Raw genomic sequence first — 18,172 nt, 5'->3', positions numbered from 1 at the left:
GGACCTGAATCATGGCAATCGTCTCCAGTGACCTGCTCAACTCCATGAATGGCACGAGCAGCAGCTCGTCCACCACCAGCACCAGTTCTTCCAGCCTGGACAACAACAGCCCGGATGCGATCCAGAATCGCTTCCTGACGCTGTTGATCGCGCAGATGAAGAACCAGGATCCCAGCAACCCGATGGACAATTCGCAGATGACCACGCAGATGGCGCAGCTGTCGACCGTCTCGGGCATTGCCCAGCTCAACGATACACTGTCCACGCTGATGGGCAATCTCAGTTCCTCGCAGGCGCTGTCGACGGCCGACATGATCGGTCATAGCGTGCTGGCCCCGGGCAACAGCATCCAGCTCACCAGCGATACCACCAAGGATTCCAGCGGCAACGACGTCACCAGCCAGAAGGCCGTGTTTGGCGTGAACCTGTCCGGTACGGCCTCCTCGGTGGTCGTGACCATCAAGGATTCCAGCGGCGCCGTGGTGCACACCGTCGATCTGGGCACCCAGGCCGCCGGTGTCGTGCCGGTGATCTGGGATGGTTCCAATGATGCGGGCGGCAAGGTGGCCGATGGCAATTACACCTTCACCGTCAATGCCTCCAACAACGGCACCGCCGTCAACACCACCGCACTGTCCTTCGGCACCGTGTCCAGCGTCTCTACAGCGTCGGATGGCGTCAAGCTCAATGTCACCAACGTCGGCACCATCAAGCCGACCGACGTTGTGCAAATTCTTTAATCGTCATTACCGACAACTTTCGGAACAAGGGGATATCTCATGAGTTTTCAACAAGGTCTGAGCGGACTGAACGGCGCAGCCAAGAGCCTGGACGTCATCGGTAATAACGTGGCCAACGCCAGCACGGTCGGCTTCAAGCAGTCGCAGACGCAATTTGCCGACATGTATGCCAATTCGATGAACCGTTCGGGCAACTCTCCCGTCGGTATCGGCGTGACCGTGGCCGATGTGTCGCAACAGTTCACCCAGGGCAACATCAGCTCGTCCAACAACCCGCTGGATATCGCCATCAATGGTGACGGTTTCTTCCAGCTGTCGTCCTCGCTGACCAACCAGTCGCCGATGTATGGCCGCAATGGTCAGTTCCAGCTGGACAAGAACGGCTACATCGTCAACCCCAGCATGAACGGTGCCTACCTGATGGGTTGGGCGGCCGGTACCTCGGGCGGCGATCCGGTTCCGCTGCAGATCGATACCTCGGCCATTGCAGCGACCCCGACGACTTCCATCAGCACCAAGGTCAATCTGGATTCGCGCCTGAGCACGCCGACCACCACGCCCTTCAATGCGTCCGATCCAACCACCTACAACAACTCGACCGGCGTCACCATCTATGACAGCCTCGGGAATCCGTACAGCGTGCAGACCTATTACGTCAAGCACGACCCGGACACCACGGTGACCCCGCCGACGACGAGCTGGGACGTTTACGCCAAGGTCGGTAACACCACCCTGGTGGACGCCAGCTCCAACCCCTTGTCCCTGGGTACGCTCAAATTCGACTCGACCGGTGCGCTCATCAGCGGCGGCACGATGAGCATCGACCTGACCTCGACCGGGACGAACTCCGGCGTGGCCGCCGGCGGCGGCAACTTTGCCAGTGCCATCACCTTGAGCTACACCGGCTCGACCCAGACAGGTTCGGCCTTCGTCAACCTGGCGCAGAGCCAGAACGGCATGCCGCCGGGCACTCTGTCGAGCTTCTCGATCGACAAGGACGGCGCCATCATCGGTTCCTACAGCAACCAGCAGACCAAGAACCTGGGCAACGTGGTGCTGGTCAACTTCGCCAACCCCAACGGCCTGCAGCCGCTGGGCAACAACCTGTACTCGGCCTCGGCCGCCGCAGGCAGCCCGCTGGTGGGCAAGCCGACCACCGGCACCTTCGGCACCCTGCAGGCACGTGCGGTGGAAGACTCCAACGTCGACCTGACCGCCGAGCTGGTCAACATGATTGTGGCCCAGCGTGTCTACCAGGCCAACTCGCAGACCATCAAGGTGCAGGACACCGTGCTGCAGACCCTGGTCAGCCTGCGCTGATAAGCAGTACCTGGCGCGTCTTGCGGCGCGCCTGCAGCAAGGCTGCCGGCGTCGCCGGTGGCCGGTTTCAACCGGAGGCGCCGGGGATGGGCGTCACCACTAAGGGGTTTTATGGATCGTCTGGTCTATACAGCGATGTCGGGCGCCAAGCACACGCTTGAGCAACAAGCCAGCGCCAGCAACAACCTGGCCAACGCCACGACCACGGGTTTTCGCGCCCAATTGAATACCTTCCGTTCGGCGCCGGTGGTGGGGGAAGGCCTGGCCACGCGCGCCTTCGTGGTGGACTCGACGTCCGGCAGCGATTTTTCGCAGGGTCCGATCCAGGATACCGGCCGCGCGCTGGACGTGGCGGTGCAGGGCCGCGGCTGGATCGCGGTGCAGACCGCCGACGGTGGCGAAGCCTATACCCGCAACGGCAGCTTGAAGATCAACGCCAACGGCATCCTGCAGACCCAGAACGGCCAGACCGTGCTGGGCGACGGCGGGCCGATCACCATTGCGCCTGATACCACGGTGGCCATTGCCGCCGATGGTACGGTCTCCACGATTCCGACCAACGGCATCCCCAATGCGGTCAACGTGCTGGGCCGCATCAAGCTGGTCAATCCGGACGAGAAGAACCTCAAACGTGGCGACGATGGCCTGTTTCGCACCATCACCGGTGCGGCCCAGCCCGATGCCAACGTGCGCCTGGCCAGCGGTGCGCTGGAAGGCAGCAACGTGAATGTGGTGGAGGCGATGGTCAACATGATCAACCTGTCGCGCCAGTTTGAAATGAACATGAAAGCGATCCAGACCGCCGAAAGCGATTCGACCAAGGCGACCTCGATCCTGTCGCTGTCCTGATGCTGGCACGCACTTGACCTCACCGATGCACCCGCAGCGCAAGCGCTGATTACCGGAGAAACAAATGATTCGTTCCCTGTGGATTTCCAAGACCGGCCTGGATGCGCAACAGACGCAACTGGACGTGATCTCCAACAACCTGGCCAACGTCAGCACCAACGGTTTCAAGCGTTCGCGCGCCGTCTTCGAAGACCTGCTGTACCAGACCGTGCGCCAGCCCGGCGCCCAGTCCTCGCAGCAGACGCAATTGCCTTCGGGCTTGCAGATCGGTACCGGCGTACGTCCGGTGGCCACCGAGCGCATCTTCTCGCAGGGCAACGTCAACCAGACCAACAATGACAAGGACCTGGCGATCCAGGGCAATGGCTTCTTCCAGATCCTGCTGCCCGACGGCACCACCGCTTACACCCGCGACGGTTCCTTCCAGACCGACAACCAGGGACAGCTGGTGACTTCCAGCGGCTACACCCTGCAGCCGCCGATCACGATCCCGCTCAACACCACCAAGCTGACCGTGGGCCGCGACGGTACCGTCTCGATCATGCAGGCCGGTTCGACCGCCACCACCCAGATCGGTACCATCCAGGTCGCCACCTTCATCAACCCGGCTGGCCTGGAAAGCCGCGGCGAGAACCTGTACGTGGAAACCTCCGCCTCCGGTACGCCCAACCCCCTCACCCCGGGCACCAACGGTGCCGGTTCCTTGTGGCAGGGTTACGTGGAAACCTCCAACGTCAACGTGGTGGAAGAACTGGTCAACATGATCCAGACCCAGCGCGCCTACGAAATCAACAGCAAGGCCATCACCACCTCCGACCAGATGCTGGCCAAGCTGTCGCAGCTGTAATGCAGTCGAGCAGTGGATTTGAACAAGGTAGTCGGTAGCAGAGCAAGGACGAGGCAGAGATGATGAACATACTGAAATTGGCCACCATTGCGGGTGTATTGGGTCTCACCGCTTGCTCCACCGTGCCCGACAGTATCGTGACCGGTCCCAAGACGGCGCGTCCGCAGCCGGCCTCCTATGCGCCACCGACCTCCGGGGCGATCTTCCAGTCGGCGGTGTACCGCCCCTTGCTGGAAGACCGCCGTGCGCGCCTGGTGGGTGACACCATCACCATCGTCATCAACGAGAAGACCAGTGCCGTCAAGTCGGCCGGCAGCTCGGCCAGCAAGACAGGTTCTGTGACCTCGCCGGCGCCGACCATCTTTGGCACCTCCATCAAGGAATTGTCGGCCTCCGGCAGTTCCTCTTCCAAGTTCGAGGACAAGGGCGCTACCAGCTCCAGCAATACCTTTACCGGCACCATCGGCGTGACCGTGATCGAAGTGCTGCCCAATGGCAACTTGGTGGTCTCGGGTGAAAAACAGGTGGCACTGGACAAGGGCGTCGAATACGTGCGCTTCTCCGGTACCGTCAGCCCCGACAACATCCAGACCGGCAACACCGTTTCCTCGACTCTGGTGGCCGACGCCAAGGTCGAATACCGTACCAATACCCATGTGGACATGGCTGACTTCATGTCGTCGCTGGGCCGATTCTTCTTCAGTGTTGCTCCTTTCTGATGTGGAGTAGTGCAATGACCCGGAAAGGATTCTTCGCCATGGACATCTTCAGCAGGGGCCGCCGGCTCTTGTCGGTGGCCGCCCTGGCAGCGCTGTGCGTGGCCGCGGCCGTGCCGGTGCATGCCGAGCGCCTCAAGGACCTGGCCACCATCCAGGGCGTGCGCCAGAACCAGCTGGTCGGTTACGGCCTGGTGGTGGGCCTGGACGGCAGCGGTGACCAGACCACCCAGACGCCGTTCACCGTGCAGAGCGTGGTGAGCATGCTGCAGCAACTGGGGGTGAACATTCCCAGCAGTTCCAGCAGCAACATGCAGTTGAAGAACGTGGCGGCGGCCATGGTCACTGCCACGCTGCCGGCCTTCGCCCAGCCCGGCCAGTTGATCGACGTGACCGTCTCCTCCATCGGCAACGCCAAGAGCATCCGCGGCGGCACGCTGCTGATGGCGCCCCTGAAGGGTGCTGACGGCCAGATCTATGCCATCGCCCAGGGCAACATCGTGGTCGGTGGCGCCGGCGGTTCGTCCGCCGGCAGCAGCACCGTCATCAACCAGCTGTCGGCCGGCCGTATCTCCGGTGGCGCCACCGTGGAACGCGCAGTGCCCAGCGTGCTGGGCGGTGGCGACATGGTGGTGCTGGAACTGAACGACAACGATTTCTCCACCGCCAGCCGGGTGGTCGATGCCCTGAACAAGCGCTTCGGCAACGATACTGCAGTGGCGCAGGACGGCCGCGTGATCCGCGTGCGTGCACCGATTTCCAGTGGCGACCGGGTGTCCTTCCTGGGCGCGCTGGAAAATGTGGACGTGACCCCCGGCAAGCTGGCTGCCAAGGTCATCCTCAATGCGCGCACCGGCTCGGTGGTGATGAACCAGAGCGTGATGCTCGATACCTGCGCGGTGTCGCACGGCAACCTGTCGGTGGTGATCCAGGCCGACAATGCGGTCAGCCAGCCCAATGCCCTGGCCGGTGGCCAGACGGCAGGCGTGCAGAATGCCCAGGTGTCGATCAACAAGGAGCCGGGCAAGGTCATGCTGTTGAAGGGCGGCGCGTCGCTGTCCGATGTGGTCAAGGCGCTCAATGCCATCGGTGCCACGCCCCAGGACTTGCTGGCGATCCTGCAAGCCATGAAGGCGGCCGGTTCCTTGCGCGCCGAACTCGAAGTGATCTGACGGTCCGGGCGGATCCGGCCGGCCGTGCTGCGGCGGCCGGACCGATCCAACAAACAACGCTCATCCAAGGTAACCCATGCTCAACAAGATCAACCCATCCAATCCGACCGAGGGTCTTGCCGTCGATGCGAATGGGCTGAACGGCCTGCGCGAGGCTGCCAAGCAGAACTCGCCGGAGTCCATCAAGGGAGCGGCCAAGCAGTTCGAGGCATTGTTCCTGAACATGGTCATGAAGAGCATGCGCGATGCCACCCCGCAGAACGGGCCCTTCGACAACGAGCAGACCAAGATGTTTACCTCCATGCTGGACCAGCAACTGAGCCAGAGCCTGGCCCAGCGCGGGGTCGGCCTGGCCGACGTCCTGACGCGCCAGCTGTCGGCCTCGCTGCCCAAGAAGCTGCCGGATGCCCAGGATCTGGAAGGCAATTCCACGCTCGGTGACGACGGCCTGCCAATGGCCATTCCGCTGGTCAAGGACATGAGCGACGCCGATCGCGCCAAGTTCATCCAGAGCTTCGCCAGCCAGCAGGCGGCCGATGGCACGGACCAGGATGGCCGCAACAAGCAGCGCCGCAGTTCTTCCGGCAAGCCGGCGCACGTGGAGGCGTTCCAGAACCGTCTGCAGGCCGATGCCGAAATGGCCAGCAAGATGACCGGCATTCCGGCCAAGTTCATGCTGGCGCAGGCAGCCCTGGAAACTGGCTGGGGCAAGAAGGAAATCGTCACCCGCGACGGCCGCGCGTCGCACAACCTGTTCGGTATCAAGGCCACGGGCAACTGGACCGGCAAGGTGGTCGAGGCCACCACCATCGAATACATCAACGGCAGACCGCAGAAGCGCCTGGAAAAATTCCGCGCCTACGATTCCTATGCGGACGCCTTCAAGGATTACGCCAACTTGCTGCGCAGCAATCCGCGCTACGAGAAGGTACTGGCCAGCGCCCAGGATGCCCACGGTTTCGCCTACGGGCTGCAGCGCGCCGGCTACGCCACCGACCCGCACTACGCGGAGAAGCTCTCGCGCATCATCCGCCAGTCGCTGTCGGCCTGATTCCGGGCCGTTGCGCAGGTGAGCAGAGACCAGGCTCATCAGTGCCCGCCGGAAACGAATTTGGACACGAGCGTCTAAAGTTTTGGTCAATCTTGCCGTTGACTTGGTTATTCCGCTAAAAGCTTTCAGGGACGACAACCTAGCATGGCAACTAACATTTTCAGTATCGGGCAAAGCGCGTTGCAGGCGGCCATGGCGGCGCAGTCCACCACCAGCCACAACATCTCCAACGCCACCACTCCCGGTTACAACCGCCAGGAAGTCGTGCAGAGCTCGGCCGGTGGCATCAACTACGGCTACGGCTTCGTCGGGCAGGGCACGCAGGTTACCGAAATCAAGCGTATCTACAACGACTTCCTGACCAAGCAGTCGCTGGCCTCGCAGACCTCGGCCAGTTCGCTGGATTCGTACTATTCGCAGATCTCGCAGATCAACAACATGGTGGCCGACACCAAGGCCGGTCTGTCGCCTGCGCTGCAGGATTTCTTCGCGGCCGTCCAGAATCTGGCCTCCAACCCGAATACCCAGGCCTCGCGCCAGTCGGTGCTCTCGCAAGCCTCCACGCTGGTGGCGCGCGTCTCCAGCATCAATGACCAGCTCGCGCAGAGCAGTGCCAGCGTCAACAGCCAGATCACCTCGACGGTGACCACCATCAATTCCTATGCGCAGCAGATCGCCCAGCTGAACCAGGCCATCGTCAATGCCGTGGGTACCGGTGGCGGCCAGCAGCCCAACGATCTGCTGGACCAGCGCGACCAGCTGGTGGCCGAACTGAACAAGTACGTCAAGATCACCACGGTGCCGCAGGATACCGGCGCGGTCAGCGTCTTCATCGGCACCGGCCAGTCGCTGGTGGCGGGTGACCAGGTGACCAAACTGGCGGTGACCAATTCGCCCACCGACGTCTCCCGTCTGCAGATCGGCCAGGTGATGCCCAGCGGCACCACGGTGACCATTCCCGACAGCTTCTTCTATGACGGTGGCAGCCTGGGCGGCTTGTTGAAGTACCGCACCGAAACGCTGGATCCGACCCAGAATGCCCTGGGCCGCATCGCCATCGCCATGGGCACGGCCTTCAACCAGCAGCAGAAGCTGGGCTTGGACCAGAATGGCAATGCTGGTACCGACATGTTCAACGTCAGTTCGCCCAACCTGATCGGTTATCCGACCAATACCGGCACGACCAACCTGACCACCACCATCAGCGACCCGTCCGCGCTGAGCACCAGCGACTACACGCTCAGCTTCGACGGCACCAACTACACCTTTACGCGCCTGTCTGACAATACCAAGACCGTCAAGGTGGCGACCGACTTCCCGGTGACGCTCGATGGCGTGACCTACTCCGACGGTGGCAGCCCGGCCGGTGCGCCGACCATGGCCAGCGGCAATATCTACAAGATCCAGCCGACGGCCAACGGTGCCGCCGCGTTCTCGCTGCTGCTGAGCAATACCCAGCTGTTGGCCACGGCTGCACCGATCTCGACCTCGATCAACGCGACCAACAACGTCAACGCCAGCACGGGCGCCAGCAATACCGGCAACGCCATCATTTCCAACACCTCGCTGGATCCGACCAACTTTACGCAGGGTTCGTCGGTATCGTTCAACACCACGCTCGATACCACGGTGACGCCGAACCAGCTCAAGCTGGCGGCAACCTGGAGCGGCGTGACGCCCGCGCCGGACGTCACCTATACCAACCCGGACGGAAGTACCGGCACCGCCACGGGCGGGGCGACCTTCAATTACACGCCGGGCATGACCATCACCAGCGGTGGTGTGACCTACACGCTGACCGGTACGCCGTCGGCCGGTGACCAGTTCAATTTTGCCCCGGTGGCGGCCAACAAGGGAACGGCGACCATCAGTACCGGTTCGGTGACGGCAGCCTACCTGACCACGACCACACCGCTGACCAAGCCCACCACGCTGAGCTACAACAGCACGGCCACGCCACCGGTGTTCGTCATGTCGCCGGCAGCGCCAGGTGCAGGTACCATTACCCATCTGGATGGGACTACCACCACGATCAATGCGGGGGACACCAATATCCCGTACAAGGCCGGCGATACCTACGAGATCAGCGGCGTCAAGTTCCAGATCTCGGGCCAGCCCTCCAATGGCGACCAGTTCACCATTTCCGCCAATACCAATGCCACCTCGGACAACCGCAACGCATTGGCCATGGCCGGCCTGCAGACGGCCAACACCATCAACGGCACCAACTTGCAGGGTTCGTATTCGCAGCTGGTCGCCACCATCGGCAACAAGACCAATGAGATCAACGTCACCAATACGGCCGAGAAATCGCGCCTGACGGCGATCCAGAACCAGCAGCAGTCCGAGTCCGGGGTCAACCAGGATGAGGAGCTGGCGCAGATGATCAAGAACCAGCAGCAGTACCAGGCGGCGGCCAAGATCATCCAGGCCGCCAGCGACATGATCAATGTCCTGCTCACCCTGGGCAACTAATCAGTTAAAGGAAGACGACCATGCGTATCAGCACCCAGATGCTCTACCAGTCGAGCAACAATGACCTGACCGGCATGCAAAGCCAGATCCTGAAGCTGACGCAGCAGGTGTCGTCACAGCAGAAGGTGCTGCTGCCGTCGGACGATCCGGTGGCCGCCGCCCGCGCCCTGGACATGACCCAGACCTCGGCCCTGAACGACCAGTACAAAACCAATCGCCAGAACGCCAACAGCGCCCTGTCGACCGTGCAGGGCACACTGGACAGCCTGACCAACATGCTGACCAAGCTGAAGTCCAACGTCATCACGGCCGGCAATGCCTCGTATTCGAACGCCGAGCGCATCAACATGGCCTCCGAGATCAAGGGCAACCTCAACGAAGTGCTGGGCTATGCCAATGCCCAGGACGGGCAGGGCAACTACATCTTCGCCGGTTTCAAGAGCACCACCCAGCCGTTCACCCTCGACGGTACCGGTGGCGTGGTCTACAACGGCGATCAGGGCGCCATGACGCTGCAGGTCGACTCGACCCGCCAGATGGACATCAGCGCTTCGGGCCAGACGGTGTTCCAGGGCAACGGGCAGGACATCTTCAAGACCATGAACAACATGATCAACGTCTTGTCGGTGCCGGTGACCGAAGCGGCCAACAAGGCCGATGACGCTGCGGCTGAGGCCTACGTCTATCCGGCCGGCAGTGGCCAGACGCCGATTGCCGACTACAAGACCGCGCAGGCTCAGCTCGACGCCCTGAAGCCGGATGATCCGACCTACCAGGCCAAGTTTACCGCCACCGCAGCCTTGAAGCTGCAGGCCGATGCGGCCGAGGCGGCGCGCACGCCGGTGGCGGGCAGCCAGGCGGCACTGGCACGCAACCTGGCCCAGTTCAATACCCAGATCGATGCCATCTCCAGCAGCGTTTCCACCGTGAAGGCCTCCATCGGCGCGCGCCAGAACGAACTGGACAATCTGGACGCCGCCGGCGAGGTCAACAAGGAAAACTACACCCAGACCCTCAACAACCTGCTGGGCCGCAATCCGTCCGACACCACCGAGCTGATCAGCGACCTCACGCTCAAGCAGACCTATCTGTCGGCGGCGCAGAAGGTCTTCGTCACCACCAGTGGCCTGACTTTGCTGAACTACCTCAAATAACGAACTTCGCTTCACAGCGACGGCCGTGCAGGCCGACGGACGTGAACGAAAAGGTAAAAAAGGCGAACTTTCGGGTTCGCCTTTTTGCTTTGGCCCAGCCGGTGCCGAGGGTCTCAGCGCGGTGGATTCATCTGTGCGTCGCCGCCCAGCGCCTGGTACAGCGTCATCTGGTTCTTCAACTGGTTCAGGCGGACCTGGGCCAGCGTGTTTTCGGCGATGCGCCGTTTGTCCTGCTGGTCCAGCCAGGCCTGCAGGGTGGCCGAGCCGGCCCGGTAGCGCAGCTCGTAGAGCTGTTCGGCGGCCCGCGCCACTTCGACGTTGCGGGCCTGCAGCACCTGCTGGCGGGCATATTGCTGGCGTGCCGAGAGGGCATTTTCCACCTCGCTGAACGCGGCATACAGGGTCTGGCGGAATTGCGCGACGGCGCTGTCATAGTCGGCCTGGGAGACACCGACCTTGAGCTTCATCTGGGTCTGCTGGAGGAACGGCAGGCTCAGTTGCGCGGCCAGCGAGGCCACCGGATTCTGCACCAGGCGCAGCAAGGCATCGCTGCTGGTGCCAAGGGAACCGGTCAGGTTCAGTTGCGGGTAGAAGCCCGTGCGCGTCAGGTCGACATTGGCCAGCGCTGCGCGCAGCCGCAATTCGGCCGCCTGCAGATCCGGACGGCGCCCCAGCAGGTCGGCCGGCAGGCCCGCTTCCAGCGCCGGCAAGGGTTGCTGCGGCAGGGCCGGCGGCAAGCTGCGGCGCTGGTCGGGCGGGCTGTCGAAGAGGATCGCCAGGGCATTGTCATTTTCCACCCGCTGCTGCACCAGTTCGGTGTAGCCGGATTGCTGGCTCAAGAGGTTCTGCCGGGCCGTCAGCACATCCAAGGAGGAGACGGCACCGGCGCGGTATTGGGTCTGGATCAGGTCCAGGGTCTTCTGTGCGTAGGCGATGCTTTGTTCGGCGCTTTGGATGCGCTGGTTGAGGTAGGCGCCGGTCCAGTACAGGTTGGCCGTGGTGCCGACCAGGGAAAGTGCGGTGGCCGCGCGGTCCTGCGCGGTGGCCAGGGCCTCCCAGCGTGCCGCGTCATAGTTGGCACCCAGACGGCCCCACAGGTCGATTTCATAGGACAGGCTCAGCGAGTTCTGGCTGCCGCGGGTGGTCTGGCGAAGTCCGTCCAGGGCCTTGGTGCCGCTGCTGCCCAACTGGCCGTTGAGCGCCGGGATGAAAGCATCGCTGGCGATCCCCGCCTGCAACTGGGCACGCCTGACCTTGATGGTGGCTGCCGCGAGGTCATTGTTCTTGCGCAGGGCTTCATCGATCAGCGCGGTGAGCGCGTCGTCGCCGAAGCCTTGCCACCAGCGGCTGGCATGGGCGGTAGCAGCCTGGCCGTCCTGCTCGCCTTGCTGCCAGGCTGGCGGGGTCTGGGTAGCGGGGGCGGTGTAGGGCGTGCGCACCAGGGCGCCACAGCCGCCCAGCAGGACCAGTGCCAGCAGCAGCGGCAGGCGGCAAGAGAGAGGAGAAGACAGGTGCTTGGACATGGTGGGCAATTTCATTCGCGGGCAAGGGCATCCACCGGATTGAGCCGTGCGGCATTGCGCGCCGGCAGGAAGCCGAACACCACGCCAATCAACGTGGAGCAGGCGAAGGCACTGACGATGGAGGCAGTGGAATAGATCAGGTGGAAGCTGCTGACAAAGTGCGCGAATACGGCCCCGAAGGACAGCGCCAGCAGCACGCCCAGCAAGCCGCCGGCCAGGCAGACCAGCACGGCCTCGATGAGGAACTGTTGCATGATGTCACCCTGGCGCGCACCCACGGCCATGCGCACGCCAATCTCGCCGGTGCGCTCGGTGACTGAGACCAGCATGATGTTCATCACGCCGATGCCGCCCACCACCAGCGAGATCAGCGCAATCATCGACACCAGCAGCGTCAGCGTGGCCGTGGCTTTCTCGATGGTCTGGCGGATGCTGTCGGTATTGAAGATGTAGAAATCCTTGGTGCGATGGCGCAGCGTCATGAGCTGCGTGATGCCTTGCTCGGCCGCCGCGCTGGGTACCTGGTCGCTGACCCGCACGGTGATGCCGCTCAGGTAGCGCTGGCCGATCACGCGGCTCATGGCGGTGGTGTAGGGTACCCAGACGTTGAGCGCGCTGTTGTTGCCAAAGCCGTTCTCGCGCTTTTGCGTCACGCCGATCACGCGGCACGGGACGCTGCCCAGGAAGATCACTTCACCCAGGGCATTGCCGCCATTGGGGAAGAGCTTCTTGTAGGTGTTGGCATCGATGACCACTTCCTGCGCCTGGCGGCCGATGCCGTCGCCATCGAAGCTCATGCCCTGTGCCATCTTCAGCCCGCGCACGCGGAAATACTGTTCGCCCACGCCATTGATGGTGGCGTTCACCGAGATGTTGCCGTAGCGTGCGGAGGACATGGTGCTCACGCTGGGCGTGACGCTATCCACGTAATTCTGTTCGGCCAGGGCGGCGGCGTCAGCCGGCGTGAGGGTACGGATGGCGGCCGATTTCATGTCGCCGAAATCGGTGCCGGGGAAGATGTCGATGGTGTTGGTGCCCATGGCGCTGATGTCGGAGAGGATCTGCGCGCGCGAGCCGCTGCCCAGTGCGACCACCGAGACCACCGAGGCAATGCCGATGATGATGCCCAGCATGGTCAGGAAGCTGCGCAGCCGGTGCGCATTCATGGCCAACAGCGACATGCGCAGCGCTTCCTTGAAGCGGTCCAGCGCGGCACGCCAGGCGCTGGCCTGCTGGCGGCGCTGGCGCTGCTGCCTGGCTGCGCCGGAACGCTGCACGGCCTCGGCGCCGTCATGGCGGTGGTCGGCGATGATCACCCCATCCTTGATCTCGATGATGCGCTGGGCATGGCTGGCCACCTGCATGTCGTGCGTGACGATGATGATGGTATGGCCCTCGGCATGCAGTTCCTTGAGGATGTTCATCACTTCCTGGCCGCTGTGGCTGTCCAGCGCCCCGGTGGGTTCGTCGGCCAGGATCACGTCGCCGCCATTCATCAGTGCACGCGCAATCGAAACCCGCTGCTGCTGGCCGCCCGAGAGCTGGCCGGGCTTGTGGTGGCCGCGGTCGGCCAGGCCCAGCCGCGCCAGCAATTGCGTGGCGCGCTGGTGGCGCTGTGCTGCATCCTGGCCTGCATAGACCGCGGGCACTTCGACGTTGGCCGTGGCATCCAGGTCGGGCAGCAGGTGATAGCGCTGGAAGATGAAGCCGAAATGCTCGCGCCGCAATTGCGCCAGCGCGTCAGCGTCCAACTGGCCGGTCTCGCGCCCGGCCACCAGGTAAGTACCGGCACTGGGCTTGTCCAGGCAACCGAGGATATTCATCAAGGTCGACTTGCCCGAGCCGGAGGCACCGACGATGGCCACCATCTCGCCGGCAGCGATGTCGAGGTTGACGTCGCTGAGCACGGTGATGGTCTCGTCCCCCGCCGGAAAATCGCGGCGCAGGCCGCGCAGTTGCAGCAATGGCGTACCCATGGCCAGGCTCACATGCGGGGCGGCGGGCCGCGGTGTTCGTTGCTGCTGTCGGCCGTTCCCGGCAGGGCCATGCCGGTCACCACGCGCTCGCCCGCCGCGAGTCCGTCGATGATCTGTACCCGTGCATTGGTATTGATGCCGATGCGTACCGCTCGCTCCTGCGCCTGGCCTTGCGCATCCAGCACGCGCACGATGTGGCGGCCCTGTGCATCCCTGGCGCCCAGCGCGGTAGAGGGCACCACCAGCGCCGCCTTGGCTTCGGAGAGCACGATGTTGACCTGGGTGGTCATCGAGATGCGCAGCTTGCCCTCCGGGTTGGGTAGGTCCAGCAAGCCGTTGTAGTAGATCGCAGCGGAGTTGGAATTGCCGCTGGCGTTGTTGGCGGTGTTGCCGGCGGTATCGTCCTGCAGGATGGAGTCGGGCGCCGGCTCGATGGCGCGCAGCGTGGTGCGATAGCGGTGGTCGGGGTCGCCCAGGATGGTGAAGTACACCGGCAGACCGGGCTTTACCCGTACCACGTCAGCTTCCGAGATCTGTGCCTTGATCGTCACCGTATCCATGCGCGCCACCTTGATGATGGTCGGTGTGGACTGGTTGGCGTTCACGGTCTGGCCTTCCTGCGCCACGATGGCCACCACTTCGCCATCGATGGGCGCGGTAATGCGCGTATAGCCCAGGTTCAGGCGCGCCGTATCGACCCGGATGGCACCATCCTTGATCTGTGCTTGCAGGCCGGCGATGTCGGCCCGGGTGGCGTTGAGGTTGGCCTCGGCACTTTCGAAGTTCTCGCGCGAGCTGGCGTCACCGGCCAGCATCATCTGCTGCCGTGCGTAGGCCAGTTCGGCTTGCTTGAGGGTGGCTTGCTTGGCGCGCAGTTGCGCTTGCAGGCCCTGCAGCGCGTATTCGGCGCTGGCCAGGGCATTGGCCTGGGGCAGGGAATCGATCTCGGCCACCAGCTGGCCCTTTTTCACGTGGTCGCCCAAGGCCACCTTGAGCGACTTGATCTGGCCCGAGACCTGGGCGCCGACGCTGACCTGCTTGTAGGCCTTGACCGTGCCGCTGGCCAGCACCACGTCCTGGATGTCGGCCACGGCGGCGATGGCACTCAGGTAGCTGGGCGGGGGCGGCGGGGTGAGCGCACGGTGGACGAGGTAGCCGCCGGCCAGCAGGACGGCAAGGCTCAGGAAGAGGATCTTGGGGCGGCGGAAGTAAGCAATATTCATGCGGGAAGATGATGTGCAGCCAGATCTGCGGCTTGATGCACGGCCGTATTTACGCAAAGGTGATAGTGTGCAGGTGTCCGACCCCGCCTGATGTCAGGATGTGTAAATATTTTTTGCCAAGGGAACCTGCCGCCTACGGTTTGATCTGTGCGCCTACCGGCGGGACGCTCCCCAGCAGGCGGACCATTTCGATGCCATCGGCGAGGAAGCGCTGCAAGGGCGTGAGCATGTAGGGCAGGGTGAAGCCGATCAGGATGAAACCCGCCAGCATCGTAATTGAAAAGCCGATGCCGAAAAGATTGAGCTGGGGCGCAGCGCGGGTGAGGATGCCCAGGGCAAAGTTGGTGATGAGCAGGGCGATCAGGAGCGGCAGCGAGAGCTGCACGCCCATGCTGAACACCTTGGCCCCCCACAGCGCCAGCTGGTGAAAGCCCTCGGTAGTGATCGGCACGCCCGTGATGGGCAGGGTATGGAAGCTCTCGGCCATGGCTTGCAGCAGCAGCAGGTGGCCGTTCAGGCTGAGGAACACCATGGTGGCCAGCAGCGAGAAGATCTGGCTGATGACGGCCGTGCGGCCTTGGGTCTGGGGATCGAAGAAGGCGGCAAAGGACAGGCCCATGGTCGAGCTGGTCAGCTCGCCCGCAGTTTCTACGGCGGCGAAGACCACGCGCATGGCAAAGCCCATGGACAAGCCGATGAGCAACTGCTGCAGCAGGATCAGCAAGCCCGTCATCGACATCGGATCAATCGCCGGCGGCACCGGCACGTCCGGCGCCAGCACCACGCCGATGGCGATGCCCAGCAGCACCTTCACCAGCATGGGCACGCTGGCGCTGCCGAAGGGCGGGGCGATGGACAGCAGCCCGAGGATACGCGTGGTCGGCCAGATGAACATGGCGACCCAGGCATAGAGTTGCTGGCTGGAGAAGGTGAGCATGGGGCGGGAACGGGACCGGCAGGGCCGAAGCCCGGCGCGAGGCTCTTACTGGACCATCGCGGGAATGCCGCTGAACATGGTGCGCATGTAGTCCAGGATGATGGTCAGCATCCACGGCCCGGCGATGATGAGTGCCAGGAACACGCCCACCAGCTTGGGAATGAAGGCCAGGGTCTGCTCGTTGATCTGGGTCGCGGCCTGGAAGATGCTCACCACCAGCCCGATGAGCAGGGCCGTGATCAGCATCGGGGCGGCGATGAGGAGGGTGACTTCCATGGCCTGGCGGCCCATGGTCATGACGCTTTCGGGAGTCATACGTATTCCTTGCCGTGGGCTAGTAGAAACTCTGGGCCAGGGAGCCGATCAGCAACTGCCATCCATCCACCAGCACGAACAGCATCAGCTTGAAGGGCAGCGAGACGATGGCCGGCGACATCATCATCATGCCCATCGACATCAGGATACTGGCCACCACCATGTCGATGATGAGGAAGGGGATGAAGATGGCAAAGCCGATCTGGAAAGAAGTCTTCAGTTCGCTGGTCACGAAGGCCGGCACCAGCAGTCGCAAGGGCACATCCTCCGGACCTTGCAGCGCCGGGCCCCGAGAAAGCTTCACATACAGCGCCAGGTCCGACTGGCGGGTCTGCTTGAGCATGAATTCCTTGAGCGGTGCGGCACCTTTGTCGAGGGCCTCCATCATCTGGATCTTGTTTTCCGAGAAGGGCTGGTAGGCCTCGGTATAGATGCGGTCGAACACCGGGCTCATGACGAAGAAGGTCAGGAACAGCGACAGTCCCACCAGCACCTGGGTAGGCGGCGTGGATTGCGTGCCCAGCGCCTGGCGCAGCAGGGAGAGCACGATCACGATGCGGGTGAAACAGGTCATCATCAGCAACGCCGCCGGAATGAACGACAGCGAAGTGAGGAACAGCATGGTCTGGATCGGCAGCGAATAATTCGTGCCGCCGCCCGGTGCGGGCATGCTGTTCAGGGCGGGCAGGCCTTGCTGGGCCGAGGCGGCCAGCGGCAGGCACAGCAGCGCCAGCCACCAGTAGCGGCTGCGCAGCAGCGCGGCCGTGCGGTGGAGCAGGAAAGAAAGTGTGCCTTGCGGCTTAGCGTGTGCTGCCATCATTACCCGGACGGTCGCCGTTGCCGGCGCCGCCATTTCGTTTATCCATGGTGTGCTTGAGCCAGCTGGCAAAGGCCGGCCCGGCGGCGGCCGGCTGTGTCGCCACTCCTTCCTGGCGCGGCAGGGTGGCCAGGGCATTGACCCGGCCAGGGGCCACACCGACCACGATCCACTGCTCACCCACTTCGACCACGATCACCCGCTCGCGTGTACCCACCGATACGCCGCCGACCACCTTGGCCACGCCATTGCCGCCCATGCTGTTGGCCAGGCCAAAGCGCTTGACCAGCCAGGCGACCCCGGCCATCACGGCCAATACGGCCACCAGCCCGAAGAGCATGGTGAAGGCGCTGCCGCTGGATGAAGGAAGGGAAGTGCCGGCCGCTGCCGGCGCGGCTGCGGGTACCGTTGCCGCTGCGGGGGATGCTGCGGTGGCAGTGCTGCTGCCTGCCGGGGCGTTGTCGGCCCAGGCCTGGGCCGCCGCGATCAGGCTGCCGCCCAGCAGGAGCAGGGCGGACGTCAGCGCCGGGCGGGTCCGGCGCAAGCCCTGCAACAGCGATACTGCGTAAAAACGTGTCATCAAACCAGGGCCGTTCCGCTCAGCGGTTGAGCTTGCGAATGCGTTCGGCGGGCGTGATGATGTCCGTCAGGCGAATACCGAACTTGTCGTTGACCACCACCACTTCGCCCTGGGCGATCAGGCAGCCGTTGACCAGCACGTCCATCGGCTCACCGGCCATGCCGTCCAGTTCCACCACCGAGCCCTGGGCCAGTTGCAGCAGGTTCTTGATGGCGATCTTGGTGCGGCCCAGTTCCACGGTCAGCTGCACCGGGATGTCGAGGATGAAGTCGATGTCGTTGGGGGTGTTGGTCTTGATATCGGCCGCGCTCAGGTCCTTGAAGACGGTGGCCATCGCGGGGGCAGCCGTGATGCCTTTCTCGTCTTCCATCTCGCCTTTTTTCAGCGACTGTTCGGCTTCGCTTTGTTCGGCCATGGCCGCGCCCCACGGATCGTCCTCCGCCGCGCCTGCGCCCTCTACGTTCTCATCAGCCATTA

General features: G+C 63.4%; 17 protein-coding genes. 9 read left to right on the top strand and 8 right to left on the bottom strand.

Going from position 1 to position 18,172, the window contains the following annotated elements:
• Positions 1 to 11 precede the first annotated feature (11 nt).
• The 9 genes from ACVC5H_RS15260 (at position 12) to flgL (ending at position 10,324) form a co-directional block, all read left to right on the top strand.
• Positions 12 to 740 carry a flagellar hook assembly protein FlgD gene (locus ACVC5H_RS15260; RefSeq protein ID WP_489618678.1) on the top strand — a complete coding sequence of 243 codons (729 nt, stop codon included), beginning with the start codon at positions 12 to 14 and terminating at the stop codon, positions 738 to 740.
• A 39-nt stretch (positions 741 to 779) separates the two neighbouring features.
• Entirely contained in the window at positions 780 to 2,060 is a 1,281-nt protein-coding gene (gene flgE, locus ACVC5H_RS15255; RefSeq protein WP_489618677.1) for a flagellar hook protein FlgE, read from the top strand.
• A gap of 111 nt (positions 2,061 to 2,171) precedes the next feature.
• The gene (gene flgF, locus ACVC5H_RS15250; RefSeq protein ID WP_489618676.1) at positions 2,172 to 2,909 is read left to right on the top strand and encodes a flagellar basal-body rod protein FlgF; all 738 of its coding nucleotides are present in this window, start codon (positions 2,172 to 2,174) and stop codon (positions 2,907 to 2,909) included.
• Between the two features lie 64 nt (positions 2,910 to 2,973).
• Positions 2,974 to 3,756 carry a flagellar basal-body rod protein FlgG gene (gene flgG / locus ACVC5H_RS15245; RefSeq protein ID WP_489618675.1) on the top strand — a complete coding sequence of 261 codons (783 nt, stop codon included), beginning with the start codon at positions 2,974 to 2,976 and terminating at the stop codon, positions 3,754 to 3,756.
• Between the two features lie 59 nt (positions 3,757 to 3,815).
• The gene (locus tag ACVC5H_RS15240; RefSeq protein ID WP_489618674.1) at positions 3,816 to 4,475 is read left to right on the top strand and encodes a flagellar basal body L-ring protein FlgH; all 660 of its coding nucleotides are present in this window, start codon (positions 3,816 to 3,818) and stop codon (positions 4,473 to 4,475) included.
• 38 nt (positions 4,476 to 4,513) lie between these two features.
• Entirely contained in the window at positions 4,514 to 5,644 is a 1,131-nt protein-coding gene (locus ACVC5H_RS15235; RefSeq protein ID WP_489618673.1) for a flagellar basal body P-ring protein FlgI, read from the top strand.
• A 76-nt stretch (positions 5,645 to 5,720) separates the two neighbouring features.
• Complete coding sequence (gene flgJ / locus ACVC5H_RS15230; RefSeq protein ID WP_489618672.1) at positions 5,721 to 6,695, top strand: flagellar assembly peptidoglycan hydrolase FlgJ; 975 nt, start codon at positions 5,721 to 5,723, stop codon at positions 6,693 to 6,695.
• 144 nt (positions 6,696 to 6,839) lie between these two features.
• A complete protein-coding gene (gene flgK / locus ACVC5H_RS15225) occupies positions 6,840 to 9,170 on the top strand; it encodes a flagellar hook-associated protein FlgK (protein WP_489618671.1) in 2,331 nt (776 codons plus the stop codon).
• Positions 9,171 to 9,190: 20 nt separating this feature from the next.
• Positions 9,191 to 10,324, top strand: coding sequence for a flagellar hook-associated protein FlgL (flgL, locus tag ACVC5H_RS15220; protein ID WP_489618670.1), 1,134 nt, complete (start codon positions 9,191 to 9,193; stop codon positions 10,322 to 10,324).
• 113 nt (positions 10,325 to 10,437) lie between these two features.
• Here the strand turns inward: flgL and ACVC5H_RS15215 are convergent, their stop codons facing one another.
• The 8 genes from ACVC5H_RS15215 to fliN form a co-directional block, all read right to left on the bottom strand.
• Positions 10,438 to 11,847 (bottom strand): efflux transporter outer membrane subunit, encoded by a 1,410-nt coding sequence (locus tag ACVC5H_RS15215; RefSeq protein WP_489618669.1) that lies wholly within the window; start codon positions 11,845 to 11,847, stop codon positions 10,438 to 10,440.
• Between the two features lie 11 nt (positions 11,848 to 11,858).
• Positions 11,859 to 13,823: a MacB family efflux pump subunit gene (locus ACVC5H_RS15210; RefSeq protein WP_489618668.1), complete on the bottom strand. Its 1,965-nt coding sequence runs from the start codon at positions 13,821 to 13,823 to the stop codon at positions 11,859 to 11,861.
• A gap of 8 nt (positions 13,824 to 13,831) precedes the next feature.
• Positions 13,832 to 15,046: an efflux RND transporter periplasmic adaptor subunit gene (locus tag ACVC5H_RS15205; RefSeq protein ID WP_489618667.1), complete on the bottom strand. Its 1,215-nt coding sequence runs from the start codon at positions 15,044 to 15,046 to the stop codon at positions 13,832 to 13,834.
• A 133-nt stretch (positions 15,047 to 15,179) separates the two neighbouring features.
• Positions 15,180 to 15,983 (bottom strand): flagellar biosynthetic protein FliR, encoded by an 804-nt coding sequence (fliR, locus tag ACVC5H_RS15200; protein ID WP_489618666.1) that lies wholly within the window; start codon positions 15,981 to 15,983, stop codon positions 15,180 to 15,182.
• 45 nt (positions 15,984 to 16,028) lie between these two features.
• Positions 16,029 to 16,298: a flagellar biosynthesis protein FliQ gene (fliQ, locus tag ACVC5H_RS15195; protein ID WP_017450940.1), complete on the bottom strand. Its 270-nt coding sequence runs from the start codon at positions 16,296 to 16,298 to the stop codon at positions 16,029 to 16,031.
• A 19-nt stretch (positions 16,299 to 16,317) separates the two neighbouring features.
• Positions 16,318 to 17,115: a flagellar type III secretion system pore protein FliP gene (gene fliP, locus ACVC5H_RS15190; RefSeq protein WP_445236613.1), complete on the bottom strand. Its 798-nt coding sequence runs from the start codon at positions 17,113 to 17,115 to the stop codon at positions 16,318 to 16,320.
• Positions 17,099 to 17,695, bottom strand: a complete 597-nt coding sequence (gene fliO / locus ACVC5H_RS15185) for a flagellar biosynthetic protein FliO (protein WP_489618665.1) — start codon at positions 17,693 to 17,695, stop codon at positions 17,099 to 17,101. The genes fliP and fliO overlap by 17 nt, the downstream gene beginning before the upstream one ends.
• Positions 17,696 to 17,714: 19 nt before the next feature.
• Positions 17,715 to 18,170, bottom strand: a complete 456-nt coding sequence (gene fliN, locus ACVC5H_RS15180; protein ID WP_489618664.1) for a flagellar motor switch protein FliN — start codon at positions 18,168 to 18,170, stop codon at positions 17,715 to 17,717.
• Positions 18,171 to 18,172: the final 2 nt, after the last annotated feature.

Source organism: Herbaspirillum sp. Her3, from assembly GCF_057961275.1.
Note: the sequence above shows the minus strand (reverse complement) of the source record. Positions and strands in the feature narration are given on the sequence as shown.

What these genes read in the sequence shown, in the direction of transcription:
- flgF (WP_489618676.1), top strand. Translation starts at nt 2,172, where the DNA reads ATGGATCGTCTGGTCTATACAGCGATGTCGGGCGCCAAGCACACGCTT.
- flgJ (WP_489618672.1), top strand. Translation starts at nt 5,721, where the DNA reads ATGCTCAACAAGATCAACCCATCCAATCCGACCGAGGGTCTTGCCGTC.
- fliR (WP_489618666.1), bottom strand. Translation starts at nt 15,983, where the DNA reads ATGCTCACCTTCTCCAGCCAGCAACTCTATGCCTGGGTCGCCATGTTC.
- ACVC5H_RS15240 (WP_489618674.1), top strand. Translation starts at nt 3,816, where the DNA reads ATGATGAACATACTGAAATTGGCCACCATTGCGGGTGTATTGGGTCTC.
- ACVC5H_RS15260 (WP_489618678.1), top strand. Translation starts at nt 12, where the DNA reads ATGGCAATCGTCTCCAGTGACCTGCTCAACTCCATGAATGGCACGAGC.
- ACVC5H_RS15235 (WP_489618673.1), top strand. Translation starts at nt 4,514, where the DNA reads ATGGACATCTTCAGCAGGGGCCGCCGGCTCTTGTCGGTGGCCGCCCTG.
- flgE (WP_489618677.1), top strand. Translation starts at nt 780, where the DNA reads ATGAGTTTTCAACAAGGTCTGAGCGGACTGAACGGCGCAGCCAAGAGC.
- ACVC5H_RS15215 (WP_489618669.1), bottom strand. Translation starts at nt 11,847, where the DNA reads ATGTCCAAGCACCTGTCTTCTCCTCTCTCTTGCCGCCTGCCGCTGCTG.
- fliP (WP_445236613.1), bottom strand. Translation starts at nt 17,115, where the DNA reads ATGGCAGCACACGCTAAGCCGCAAGGCACACTTTCTTTCCTGCTCCAC.
- ACVC5H_RS15210 (WP_489618668.1), bottom strand. Translation starts at nt 13,823, where the DNA reads ATGGGTACGCCATTGCTGCAACTGCGCGGCCTGCGCCGCGATTTTCCG.
- fliN (WP_489618664.1), bottom strand. Translation starts at nt 18,170, where the DNA reads ATGGCTGATGAGAACGTAGAGGGCGCAGGCGCGGCGGAGGACGATCCG.
- fliO (WP_489618665.1), bottom strand. Translation starts at nt 17,695, where the DNA reads ATGACACGTTTTTACGCAGTATCGCTGTTGCAGGGCTTGCGCCGGACC.
- flgG (WP_489618675.1), top strand. Translation starts at nt 2,974, where the DNA reads ATGATTCGTTCCCTGTGGATTTCCAAGACCGGCCTGGATGCGCAACAG.
- flgL (WP_489618670.1), top strand. Translation starts at nt 9,191, where the DNA reads ATGCGTATCAGCACCCAGATGCTCTACCAGTCGAGCAACAATGACCTG.
- fliQ (WP_017450940.1), bottom strand. Translation starts at nt 16,298, where the DNA reads ATGACTCCCGAAAGCGTCATGACCATGGGCCGCCAGGCCATGGAAGTC.
- ACVC5H_RS15205 (WP_489618667.1), bottom strand. Translation starts at nt 15,046, where the DNA reads ATGAATATTGCTTACTTCCGCCGCCCCAAGATCCTCTTCCTGAGCCTT.
- flgK (WP_489618671.1), top strand. Translation starts at nt 6,840, where the DNA reads ATGGCAACTAACATTTTCAGTATCGGGCAAAGCGCGTTGCAGGCGGCC.